Below are 11,423 nucleotides of genomic sequence, written 5' to 3' on the forward strand. Positions count from 1 at the left end.
GGCACTACCGTGGGACATGAGAACCTCCGGGGTGGAGTGGGCCTTAGACAAGCCACATCCCACTCGGAGGTTCTCCCTCGTTCAACCCGACCCGCTGCTACCAACGTCATGGCCAGGTACACCTAGACCCGGTCGTCGAGCAGGGCATGAAGGAGCTAACCCTGACGATCAACCACAACAACACGATCGCCGCGGGCTACGAGAAGGACGACGTCGTATCAACACTTCTGGCATTGCATGACGCCGGATATGCCCTGGAGGGTCCCGCCTTGGCTGGCTGGGCGGTGGCTCACGGTTGGACCAGCGACAATCCCGCCCATCTCGAGAGATACGTCGCCGCGATCAACAAGGGCACACGTCCTCGGATTCGCCGCGCCGTACGCCGCGACTTCGTCGACTTCTTGCGCGTCAAGGCCGACGAGTTTTTGCGCGCCAAGGCCGACGAGCCTGATGTCGATTGAGTCACCTGGATCGGGATACGACCTGCACTGGGAGGCAGTGTCCTCTCCGCCTAGCAAGCGCGTGGACGGCGAATGGTTGCCATAGGCCGCGTGGGGACGCAGGAGGTTGTAGTGCTGAAGTCAAATGGGTAGGGCGTCTCGGCGCTCCTGCTCCCTGGTGTAGCAACGGGCGTAGGCCCACCCGTCAGCCTTGGTGCGGTGGAGTCTCTTGACCTTGCTGTTGGTCTGCGGGCGGTACGGTCGCCGGGTGTGGAGCAGTGATCGAAGCCGCTTTGTCGGCAGCATCCACGCACGTGGACATCATCCTCAGTCCCGGACCACGACGACGGGCCGCTGAGCTGCATCTACGGAGCGCGGCTTACCATGCTCTTCCGTTGTCGGCACGGATCATGACCGAAGGTGTCCACGATGCGCGACAGAGCTAATGGTCTTGAGGTCGATGGACAACGCGGCGACGGGGCCAGTCATAGACTGGTCCTGCCCTTTATGGGTGTGAATGTGCGGGTCAGAGCCGCACCGCCCCTGACGCCTCTTGGTCGATGTGCGTCAGGGGCACTTCTCTTGCTGGACGACAACGGCCGGCCACGGGATCTCCGTGGCCGGCCGTTGCTGTCGGGGTCAGCGGGTCAGTGCGAGAACGCTGATGCCTTCGCCCATCTGGATCTCGTCCTTGAACTCGGCGAGCTCGTCGTGGCTCAGTTCGGTTCGGCCGCCGTCGTCGATGTCCACAATCATTCCCTGGCCGCTCCCGATAGCGACGTCGAATGCTTGGAAGATCTCTTCGTAGGTTTCGGGCTGCCCGCCGAGCTGCTGGGCCAGTGTCAGGGCTTCGTGGGCTTCGCGGATGCGGTCCTCGCTGCGGGCGGTCTCGTTGCACAGGCTCAGCTCCTTACGGGTCCATTCGTAGGAGATGTCCTTGGCCTTGTCCTGCGCACGGGTCAGGCGGGTGATCAGCTCGTCGGCAGTCGAGTCATCATTGGCCATCAGCACGGCCTTGACACGGGTACGCAGGGCCTCAACCGAGTCCTCGGCCTCCTCGCGCTCAGCCTGGGCCGTGAAAATCAACGTGCCAAGCCGTCGGTGCTGCTCAGTAAGCTGGGTCTGCATCTGCTCGATCTAGCGAATGAGCTCCGAAACATTTAGGGTCTGCATGATATTTGTCTCCATCGGTGTGAATTGTCAGTGCGAGTCTTGGTCTCCCGCACCCGCTGACACTCATTAGTTTACCGAAATGGGCAGGGATTTACGGGCCATAGAGACAAATAAGCTTAGGAAATATTCAGTGCTCCCGGGTGTATTGCCCGCCTACTCATCAATGCGCCTTTGAATTTCGGGGTTTGAGCAAAAGATGCAGAATATCTCTAATTCATTGAATGAATGGTGCTCATTCACGGGGCCAGCGGAAGGTGCGCGAGCGTGCGTGTGCTGCCACCAGGAGCTGCTGGGCGGACGTCGGGGCTCTGGATTTGAGACGTGCGTGCTAGGAGCGAAGCGGAGAGCGCGGGCGAGGCGTGGGTGTGGGCTGGGAAGCCCGCTAGGTCCGTGCGCTGTGTGCGCGGAGCGTCGTTCTCCAAGGCTGTGCCTTGGGCGCGGGTCTGGGGCGGCGGAGGCCCCGGGTGGGCGCCTCGCCCGGAACTGAGGGCTGCGCGTGGCGGTGCGGAAACGGTGGCTGGTGGGGGTTGTGCTCCGGCGGGTTCTGCTCCGGAGTTCCGCACCGTGGAGCGGGGGGTGTTGTGTCGTCGGTCTGTGACTTCTCCCGCTAAATGGCGGGGTTCTTCAGATGTTCCGTGGCGGTGTCCACGCCCTCGGGCACGGGGCATTGGCTGCGATGCTCGCGTTCCGTAAGCGGACCCGCTTACGGCATGTCGATATCCATCTCGGGATCCTGGTTGCTGGTCCAGGCTCGGGCGAGGTCGCGAAGCTCGTCGACAACGACGCCCAGCGCGGGCGTGTCTTCTGCTCCGGCGCGTGTGCAGGCGATGATGCGGCGCATCGGTGGCGCGTGGCCGCCGAGGAAGACGCGGCTGGTGCCGGGGTACCACTGAGTGGGCACCGAGCGTGGCACCAGCGCCACGCCGAGGTTGGCGGCCACCAGGGCGGCCACGGCGGACCAGTCCTGCGCGTAGTGGGCCGGGCGTGGGTTGAACCCAGCGCGGTGACACGCGCTGAGTGTCTCGGTGCGGGAGTCATGCTCGCGACTGCCTAGGATCCATTCCTCGGCCGCGGCCTCGATGAGCGCGATCTCGTCGGCGCCGACGAGCCGATGGGTTTGCGAAACGAGTAGGTCGATGGGCTCGACACCGATGTCGAGCACCGCGCAGCGCGGATCGGTGACTGCGGGGGCCTCTGCGGTGACCGGCATGACGGCCAGGTCGATCGCGGCGCTGAGCAGGCCGGGTATCGCTTCGCGGGGCTGGCGTTCCTCGGCGATGACCCGTAGTGCGGAGTGTCGTGAGTGCAGGCGGCCGATGGACGGAGCGATCAGCGAACCCAGAGCGGTGATGTGCCCGGCGACGACCACCTGTCCCGAGATCTCATCGGTCGTGGTCCGGACGGCGGCAAGGGCTCGCTCGGCCTGTTCGGCCAGCTGGTGCGCATGCTGCACCAGGGTGCGTCCGGCCTCCGTCAGTTGCACGCGTCGCCCGACGTGGTCGAACAACGCCACCCCGAGCTCGCGGGCGAGCTCCCGCAGCTGCCGCGAGACGCCGGATGGGCTGCGGGACATCGCCTCCGCGGCGCCGGTGACGGTTCCATGCTCGTCCACCGCTCGCAGTAGCTCCAGCCTCGGATCGATCATGCACCCATTGTGCACGGTTCCACGCAAGACTGGGATATAGACGGCAACAGTATTCGCATCCAGCATCTAGATATGCACATCGGCATCCTCCTCGCGATCGGCGCAGCCGTCCTGTTCGGCACCGCACAGTTCCTCAACGCGGCCGTCTCCGCGCGGGTTCCCGGGGTCAGCGTGGCCCGGTGGACCCTGGGCGGCGCTGCTCTGGTCACCGGTCTGGCCACCGCGGTGATGCGCCCGGGCGTGCAAACCGGCACCACCCTGTGGGCGCTGCTGGCCGGTGTCGGCAGCGCCCTGGGGTCCGTCGCCCTGTACCGGAGCCTGGCGCGGGGAAACGTGTCGGTGGCGGTCCCATTGGCCACCACCTCGTCCACCGCCATCCCCGTGGCCGTCGGCGTGGTCCTCCTGGGTGAGAGCGCGGACACCTCCACCGTCCTGGGGCTGATCGCAGCGCTGGCCGCGATCATCCTGGTCGCCAGCTCACACGACAACCGGCCCTCGCCCGGATTCCACCCCGCCGCGGATCTGGAACCGGCTGATAGGACAGCGCTCTCTCCCGCCACGAGCTGGGCCGCGGTCGGCCTGCCGCTGCTGGCCGGGGCCGGCTTCGCTGCGGAGCTGGTCGGCGTCAGCCAGTTCGCCTCCGACCAGGTGATCTCGCTGTTGTGGGTCTCCTTCGTGGTGGCCCTGCTGCTCCTCCTGCCGGTCCGCACCCGGGAGCGTGCGCGCACCCGCCGGTGCGATATCGCCACCGTCATCGTCGCCGGCGCCATGACCGCGACCGCGATGGTCGCCTTCCACCAGGCAACTCAGTTGACCGGCCTCAGCACCGCCGCAGTGATCGTCGGGCTCTACCCCGCTGTGCCCGTCGCCCTCGCCATCCTGGTGCTCCGAGAACGACCAGGACCGACCAGGCTCATCGGCCTGGCCTGCGCCACCGTCGCGGTCCTGACCATCAGCGGCCGATAACAGTCGCAATAGCCACAGAGGGATCCCTATGTGGTCAGCATGTTCATGCGATTGTGAAGCTCACGATGTCCACTTGGTCTGCTGCTGCCAGGCCCGGGTAATGCTGGTCGAGCGCGCGGTGCAGCGCGTCAAGGTCGGTGAATCCGTCGCGTCTTGCGTCGTCCTCGCTCAGCTCATCCCGGGCGACGGCGCGCACTGCGGTGACCTCAGCAGCGATGGTGACCGTTTCACCGCTCGTCTTCTCGAACATCAGCTCCGCTGGGCCGGGCCTGAAGGGATCGTCGATTCGGATGGTCTGCCGCTTCGAACCATCTCGGATAGTCGACTCGTAGCCTTCCCACATGTAGATGCGCTGCGGCGCCTCAACGGCGCGCCAGTCGTAGCCGAACGGAAGGAGCTCCCGCGCTGCCAGGCTGGTCAAACCGTTGGCGGTGCGGACGACACACTCGATCCCCGGGTCCAGGTCGAAGAGAATCTGGCGGCACTTGCCGCACGGTGCGATCACATCGCCCGCCGCTCCATAGGCGGCCGCGACCGCCACGATCGCATCGTCGGGACGTGACGCGGCATGGTTGGACAGCGCGCTCACCTCGCCGCACGGACCGCCGAGGAAGTGATACGTGTTCAACCCCAGTACCGTCGCTCCCGATCGCGTTCGAAGCGCCGCCGCGACTGTGTGATCGCTCCCGTCACTCCACCGTTTCGCGTGGTCGGCGGCATCGCGCACCAGGTTCCGATAATTGTTAGTGAGCATGGTGCGATGCTAACGAGTCACGAACCACTGTCCCGCAAGCAGGCCTTCAATGGAGCACACCGGAGTGTCCCATTAGAGGATCCCCTTACGACGACGAGGCGGACGACGCTCGTCCGCGCGCGATCTCTTTGGCGCGTCAACATGGTCTGCCTTCTTCGGCTCACAGGCTGTGCTTTAAAAGCACAGAGCGGCTGGTGGAGAGTATGGAGTGCGATGATGAATGATCCCAGAGCCGTGGACACCTTGCTGGAGGGGCAGCCTGAGCTGTTGACCACCGATGAAATCTGCACGCTCATGCGTGTGAGCCAAGGAACCGTGCTGCGGTGGATAAAGGACCAGAAGCTCCCGGTGATTTCAGTTGGACCGAGGCTGCGCCGCGTCCAGCTCTCCCACTTCCGTGAGTGGTTGTTGCAGGCAGACGAGATCAAGGACTAACTGACTGGAGACAGGCGCGCACTGTGGCTCTCTCGCGTTGGCGGCGATGGTGGAGCATGCCCTCAGGTCGACGCTCTTGACCGGATGCACCGAGGGGTACACAGACGGGCTAGCGGGAGGGCCGCCGAGAACGTTCCCAACGCCTAAGTAGGCGTGCCGCAAAGTGGCGCAAGCGCAGTTGCATGCCATAGAAATACCGGTGAGGACTGCGCACAGGGAACGAGCTGGTGTCCTGGGGGGCGGACAACTATCGGCCGATGGGTTCGGCCGGCAAGATGCCCGCTGTGCCGAATTGCCTTGCTGCGCCTCTCACTCTGCTGGGCTGGCCAAGGGCGCCGCTACGCGGCGCCTAAGGCAGGTGGACGCTGCATGCAAGTTACTTCCAACTGCAGGTCTCCAAGTCGCTGAAGAAGGTCCGCGGATGGGGAGGGATCAACGACCACAACTTGAGCGCCTTGCGGTAAAGAAGTCAGAACAATATCAATTTCTTCGCGATCACAAGGCGCGTAAGAGATTCCTACGATGACGCATACACCCCACCGCCTACCTTGAGCCCGCACAACTTGTTCTCCAGGTACAACCCATTGGAAATGCCGATACCGACTCGATTCCGTGGGTACAACCACGTCCGCCTCGATGCGAGGGACTGTCCACTCAGGGGACGGAAATCGCTCTAACGGGAGGTCATTGTCGAATACCCAATTCATCAACGGATAAGTCGAAGGCATGACGATCGAGTTCTTTGTGGGTCGATAGTCAAGTGAACCATGCGGTTTCCAAAGAAGCGCCTTGTGTGGCCTCAGCTCATCGAATAGGGCAGGACAGGCGTCGGGCACACCTTCAGTGAAGAGCCGAATTCCCGCACGGGCGGCCAGCCCCTCAACAATCAAATCATAGTTGAATGAGACAATCCCAGAGATCCGGTCACGGTTGCCCCGAATGAACTGCCACCATTGCCACTGGCTAAGGGGCAATTGATCGACTGTGCGTTGATACATGGAGAATGCCATCACGAGGTAGTGGCGCAACTCAACTACTGGGAATTTACTCTCTGAGTCTTCATCTTCGAGAAGTTTCGTCATGCGCTCAAAGTCAGTTCCTGCATACCCTTCGAGAGCATCGTAAGCCGCGGGAAACAGTTCTTTGAGCGGTCGGTTCAGCTCTGGATGCGCTAGCTCCCAGCTAAGTGGGCGACCAGTGTGCCATTCCGCCAAGTGCTCCGGAAATTGCTGGCGCAAGTCCATAGAAAGGCCGTTTCCAACTAGCAGAAGCATCTCCGAGGTCCCCATGAGGCCACTCTATCCCCGGTCCAAGCGGGCGAAGCCTTGCGCCGCGAAGTAGACCGCCGCCCGGGTGAGGAACCTGGCGCAAGTCGGGCCCTTGTCATCGGGCAGATACGCGGCTGGCACTGAGGGAGGCGAGAAGCTGATCTTCGCTCACCCAGGAGGTCTGGAGCGATTCTTCGATGAGTGGGACGCCGGAACCGGCGATGTTCGGGAAATCGGGCGCAGGCATGGGATCGAGTTCCTTGAGTAGCCGCCTCACCGGGGAATCTAATTGAAGGATCGACTATCGGGATGTAGCGCCACTGAGACAAGTTTCAATATATGGCGATTGGCTTGACTACGACAAGTGGACCATCGATCTTCAGGTCATTAATAGTCATCGGTCTGCCAAACGAAGCCCCCATGCCTGAGAGAAGCTGCTCCGCCGAGATGCTTCGGCGGATAGCTCGGCTGAATCCTGAAAGAAAGAACTTCTCTAGGGAATACTGAGAGCCCTCAGGTAGGAAGACGTCCACCTGGCCAAAGACTGTCCGCTCGTCTTCCAAGCTATCGAGACTGGCGCGGTCCACGAGGCACCCAGAATCGAGGAGTACCAAGACATGAAGCTGGTCAGCTCCTTCGAGTGTCGTTTCAAGAACGACAGATCCACGTTCAGGATCGGATCTCATCAACGAATAAAATTCGGGCGGCGGCGCGGAGCTCTCCAACGCTGATGGGTTCTGAGACATTATCGTGACCATCGATGTCAGCATGGCTCCGACGTCAGTGGCTGGTGAGATCTCCCAATCACCGTCACACTCCACGATCTGGTGGCGGGTGATGGCGGAGCCGGATAAGTCAGTGGTGATGTCATTGGCCTTGGCGAGCTCATCGAGCAGGCGGTTCAGGGCGTTGGTTGGATGATCCTTGACCGTGCGTGCCTGAGTTATCTCCGCTTCTGAGCCTCTCGAGCCGCCAAACTCAAATCCGGGTGAGCCTGGGATCGGGAGCGCCACATTGGCACCAGCCTTCCCGGTGCGTTCGCCACGGTCACGCTGCGAGAGCGCTACGTCAACCATGACTTCAATGCCGTGATAGTTGGCCAAAGGCACCAAGATATCGATGTCGAGGTAGAGGGGGGATCGGAAGACTCTCATGGTGCTCAAACCCTTCGCTCGGTGGTAGCTGTGACACCAAGTACAGCACGTGGCTCTGACAGTTCATCTCCATATCTGGCGGGAGCAGCAGTCGCCATCTGGCGGGAGCAGCAGTCGCCGCTCACGACCGATCACAGCGATCCCGCTTCGCACGCTGTCCCGCAAGAGGGACCCTCACCGGACACACCCACCACCGACCTGGAAGAACGTCGGCACGCCTGAAGGGCCGTCCCGTAAGACCCGTCCGGTGAAGTGCCCGGTGATGGGAACTTATGTGACACGCTGGTGAGCATGCCCGCTTTGAAGGTCGGCTACGCCCGGGTCTCCACCGACGAACGGGACCTCACCGCGCAGCGCGACGGTCTCGCTGCGCTCGGTGTCGAGCCCAAGCGCATCTACGTCGATCACGGACTCACGGGCCGCAATGCCGACCGTGCCGGGCTGCGGCAGGCGCTGGCAGCATGCCGGGGTGGCGACACCTTCGTGGTCACCAAGCTCGATCGGCTGGCCCGCTCCGTGCGCGATGCCCATCAGATCGCCGATGACCTTGCGGCCCGGGAGGTGAAGCTGAGCATCGCCGGATCGCTGTACGACCCGACCGACCCAATGGGCAAGCTGCTGTTCAACGTGCTGGCGATGGTCGCTGAGTTCGAAGCCGACCTCATCCGCGCCCGTACCCGCGAGGGCATGAAGGTCGCCAAGAGCAAGGGCCGACTGCGGGGGAAGTCTCCGAAGCTGAATTCGCGCCAGGAGGCTCACCTCGTCGAGCTGCATGCCGCTGACGAGCACACCGTGGGCGAGCTGGCCGAGCTGTTCAGCGTGGGCCGCTCCACGGTCTACCGCGCCCTGGAACGCGCTGCCCGGGACCGCGAGAACGTCGTGCAGTAGGTGTGCGATGGATGCTGAGCAGCGGTGGCGCATCCTCAGACTCCACGTCGAGGACCAGGTTCCGCTTGCGCGCCTGGCCGGGGAGAGCGGGGTCGGGTTGCGCACTCTGGAGCGTTGGCACGCCCGCTACCGCACCGATGGCTACGCCGGCCTGGAGACGGTGCCGCGCGCGGATGTCGGCACCCTTCGCCTCCCCGCTGACCTCGTCCGCGTGATCGAGGGCTTGGCGCTGAGCAAGCCGCGCCCTGCCATCGCCAGCCTCCATCGGACGGTCACCGGCATCTGCGGCACCCGGGGGTGGACGGTCCCGTCCTACGCGGTGGTGTGGGAGATCGTGCGTGCACTGGACCCTGGCATGGTCACCCTCGCACTGGAGGGTGCGGCGTCCTACCGCGACAAGCACGAGCTGGTGCTGCGCTGGCAAGCCGAGTGGCCCAACGCGATGTGGCAGTCCGACCACACCATGCTCGACATCCTGGTGGTAGGCACCGACGGCAAACCTGACCGGCCGTGGCTGACGACCATCCTCGATGACTGCTCCCGGGCGATCTGCGGCTACACCGTCTTCCTGGGAGCGCCATCGGCGATGAACACCGCGCTGGCCTTGCGGCAGGCGATCTGGCACAAGACCGCCCCGGCCTGGCCGATGTGCGGGCTCCCGGACGTGCTCTACGTCGATCACGGCAGCGACTTCATCAGCCACCAGCTCGCCCACACCGCCGTCGACCTCCATATCCGGCTGGTCCACTCCGCCGTCGCCCGCCCCCAGGGGCGCGGCAAGATCGAGCGGTTCTTCGGCGCCGTCAACTCCGAGCTGCTCGCCGCTCTGCCCGGCTACATTGCCGATGGACAGCCCTGGCCGGTCCCGAAGTTGTCTCTGGCCGAGCTCGATACCGCCGTCGAGGGGTTCGTGGCCACATACAACGACCGTACGCACAGCGAGCTTGGCATCTGCCCGCGCAGTGCGTGGATCGCCGATGGGTGGCTGCCCCGCCTGCCGGAGAGCCTGGACGATCTCGACGGACTGCTGCTGACCGTGGCGAAAACCCGCGTTGTGCGCCGCGATGGCATCCGCTTCCAGGGACTGCGCTGTATCTGCCCGACCCTGGCCGGCTACGTCGGACGGTCGGTCGTGATCCGCTACGACCCCGAGATATTACCGAGATCCGCGTCTTCGACCACGACGAGTTCGTCTGCAAGGCCGTCAATCAGGAGCACCACGACGAGAAGGTCAGCCTCAAGGAGGTCCAGTCCGCGCGCAACGCTCGCCGCCGGGCACTGCGTGCCGGCATCAACGAGCGCATCGCCGCCGTCGCCACACACACCGCCGAATCGCCGACGGCGACCGAGGGGCGAGCGGCCGAGGAGCCGCCCCGGGCTCCGAGGACGGCGTTGAAGGTCTACAAGGAGGACTGAGGTGAGCCAGCGTTTCATCGTGACCAAGGAGCACCGCCGCTTCACCGAGTTCGCCGACGCCGTGCGCCGTGGGCACACCATCGGCCTGTGCTTTGGACCGGCCGGAGTGGGCAAGACGCTCTCCGCCCGCCGCTACGCGCACTACGAGAAGACCCACGACCTGCTGACCTACTGGGGGCCGCGCGCGGACAGCGACGCGAAGGTCTACGCCGCCCTGAACAGGCGCCGCACCGTGGTCTACACCCCCAGCGTGCTGACCACCCCGCGGAACCTGAAAGACGAGCTCAACCAGGCGATCACCCGCATCAACATCTGCATCGAACAGCACCTCGCCCCGCACGGCGACGTCACGCCCCAGACCTGGGGCTGGCGGCACGGCAGGAACTACGTCGAGCTGATCATCGTCGATGAGGCCGAACGGCTACGTCCCGCCGCATTGGAACTGTTGCGTGATCGCTACGACCGCGACGACATTGCCCTGATCCTGATCGGCACGCCCGGACTGGAGAAGCAGTTCAGCCACTACCCCCAGTTCTACAGCCGGGTCGGCTTCGCCCACCAATACCGCGCCCTGGGGCAGGACGAGCTGCTTTTTGTCCTGCAACGCCACTGGCGCTCTCTCGGTAAGACCCTCGACCCCGAGGATTTCACCGACGCCCAGGCCATCGCCGCCATCGCGCGCGTCACCCGCGGCAACTTCCGGCTGCTCGAACGCCTCTTCCCCCAGATCCAGCGCGTGCTGAAGATCAACGAACTCGACACCATCACCAACGACGTCATCGAAGCCGCCCAGAGCACCCTGGTCATCGGAGTCACCTGACCCCGCCACGAAGCGCCTGAAGAACCCCGCCATTCAGCGGAGAGAGTCATGAGGTTGACCCCGTTCGGTGGACGTCCTTGATGGTCAGGCCCGGTGCCTGGCAGGGAGGATGTTCCTGTGGGAGCCAAACGGAAGAGGTACACGCCCGCGTACCGGCGTGATGCCGCGCATCTGGTGATCGACACCGGGCGCCCGATCGCCCACGTGGCGAAGGAGATCGGTGTCGGAGAGGCCCTGCTGGGCCGTTGGGTCGCGATCGAGCGGGCCAAGATGGATGACCCGCCCTCAGCGCTGGATACCGACGAGCGAGCAGAGCTGGAGCGGTTGCGCCGTGAGGTGGCCGAGCTGCTCGAGGTCTCCCGGTCGGGCTACTACGCCTGGCTGGCACGCCGCGATGGGCCGGCTGGTCCGCGCGCTGTGCGGCGGGCCCAGCTGAGCGAGAAGGTGCTGGCCGCCCACACGGC

The 11,423-nt window shown here is 64.2% G+C and carries 12 protein-coding genes and 1 pseudogene; 7 read left to right on the forward strand and 6 right to left on the reverse strand.

Going from position 1 to position 11,423, the window contains the following annotated elements; genetic code table 11:
- Positions 1–146: 146 nt before the first annotated feature.
- On the forward strand, positions 147–461 hold the full coding sequence (locus EDL96_RS13855; RefSeq protein WP_233568901.1) for a hypothetical protein: 315 nt from the start codon (positions 147–149) through the stop codon (positions 459–461).
- 54 nt (positions 462–515) lie between these two features.
- On the opposite strand, the pseudogene EDL96_RS13165 reads toward EDL96_RS13855, so the two are convergent.
- The 3 genes and pseudogenes from EDL96_RS13165 to EDL96_RS13175 form a co-directional block, all read right to left on the reverse strand.
- Positions 516–713: pseudogene (locus EDL96_RS13165) on the reverse strand (integrase core domain-containing protein); the annotation flags it as partial.
- Positions 714–1,079: 366 nt separating this feature from the next.
- On the reverse strand, positions 1,080–1,568 hold the full coding sequence (locus tag EDL96_RS13170) for a hypothetical protein (protein ID WP_123826685.1): 489 nt from the start codon (positions 1,566–1,568) through the stop codon (positions 1,080–1,082).
- A 748-nt stretch (positions 1,569–2,316) separates the two neighbouring features.
- Complete coding sequence (locus EDL96_RS13175) at positions 2,317–3,258, reverse strand: LysR family transcriptional regulator (protein ID WP_158609627.1); 942 nt, start codon at positions 3,256–3,258, stop codon at positions 2,317–2,319.
- 72 nt (positions 3,259–3,330) lie between these two features.
- Here EDL96_RS13175 and EDL96_RS13180 point away from each other — a divergent pair, with 72 nt between their 5' ends.
- The gene (locus EDL96_RS13180) at positions 3,331–4,224 is read left to right on the forward strand and encodes an EamA family transporter (protein ID WP_123826687.1); all 894 of its coding nucleotides are present in this window, start codon (positions 3,331–3,333) and stop codon (positions 4,222–4,224) included.
- A 43-nt stretch (positions 4,225–4,267) separates the two neighbouring features.
- Here EDL96_RS13180 and EDL96_RS13185 read toward each other — a convergent pair whose 3' ends face one another.
- Positions 4,268–4,978 (reverse strand): ASCH domain-containing protein, encoded by a 711-nt coding sequence (locus EDL96_RS13185; protein WP_123826688.1) that lies wholly within the window; start codon positions 4,976–4,978, stop codon positions 4,268–4,270.
- A 216-nt stretch (positions 4,979–5,194) separates the two neighbouring features.
- On the opposite strand from EDL96_RS13185, the gene EDL96_RS13190 reads away from it, so the two are divergent.
- The gene (locus tag EDL96_RS13190; RefSeq protein WP_199732625.1) at positions 5,195–5,413 is read left to right on the forward strand and encodes a helix-turn-helix domain-containing protein; all 219 of its coding nucleotides are present in this window, start codon (positions 5,195–5,197) and stop codon (positions 5,411–5,413) included.
- Positions 5,414–5,751: 338 nt separating this feature from the next.
- Here EDL96_RS13190 and EDL96_RS13195 read toward each other — a convergent pair whose 3' ends face one another.
- Positions 5,752–6,702, reverse strand: a complete 951-nt coding sequence (locus EDL96_RS13195) for an SIR2 family protein (RefSeq protein ID WP_123826690.1) — start codon at positions 6,700–6,702, stop codon at positions 5,752–5,754.
- Positions 6,703–7,013: 311 nt separating this feature from the next.
- Positions 7,014–7,835 carry a DUF6414 family protein gene (locus EDL96_RS13200; RefSeq protein WP_123826691.1) on the reverse strand — a complete coding sequence of 274 codons (822 nt, stop codon included), beginning with the start codon at positions 7,833–7,835 and terminating at the stop codon, positions 7,014–7,016.
- A 291-nt stretch (positions 7,836–8,126) separates the two neighbouring features.
- Between EDL96_RS13200 and EDL96_RS13205 the strand changes: the two genes are divergently transcribed.
- From EDL96_RS13205 to EDL96_RS13220, 4 genes are all read left to right on the forward strand, one after another.
- Positions 8,127–8,723, forward strand: coding sequence for a recombinase family protein (locus EDL96_RS13205; protein WP_123826692.1), 597 nt, complete (start codon positions 8,127–8,129; stop codon positions 8,721–8,723).
- Between the two features lie 7 nt (positions 8,724–8,730).
- Positions 8,731–10,119, forward strand: a complete 1,389-nt coding sequence (locus EDL96_RS13210; RefSeq protein WP_325049561.1) for a Mu transposase C-terminal domain-containing protein — start codon at positions 8,731–8,733, stop codon at positions 10,117–10,119.
- 21 nt (positions 10,120–10,140) lie between these two features.
- A complete protein-coding gene (locus tag EDL96_RS13215) occupies positions 10,141–10,959 on the forward strand; it encodes an AAA family ATPase (protein WP_123826693.1) in 819 nt (272 codons plus the stop codon).
- A gap of 117 nt (positions 10,960–11,076) precedes the next feature.
- Positions 11,077–11,423: transposase (locus tag EDL96_RS13220; protein ID WP_158609629.1), on the forward strand; the 347-nt coding region annotated here is incomplete at its 3' end.

The organism is Kocuria soli (assembly GCF_003797835.1).
Lineage (GTDB): Bacteria > Actinomycetota > Actinomycetes > Actinomycetales > Micrococcaceae > Kocuria > Kocuria soli.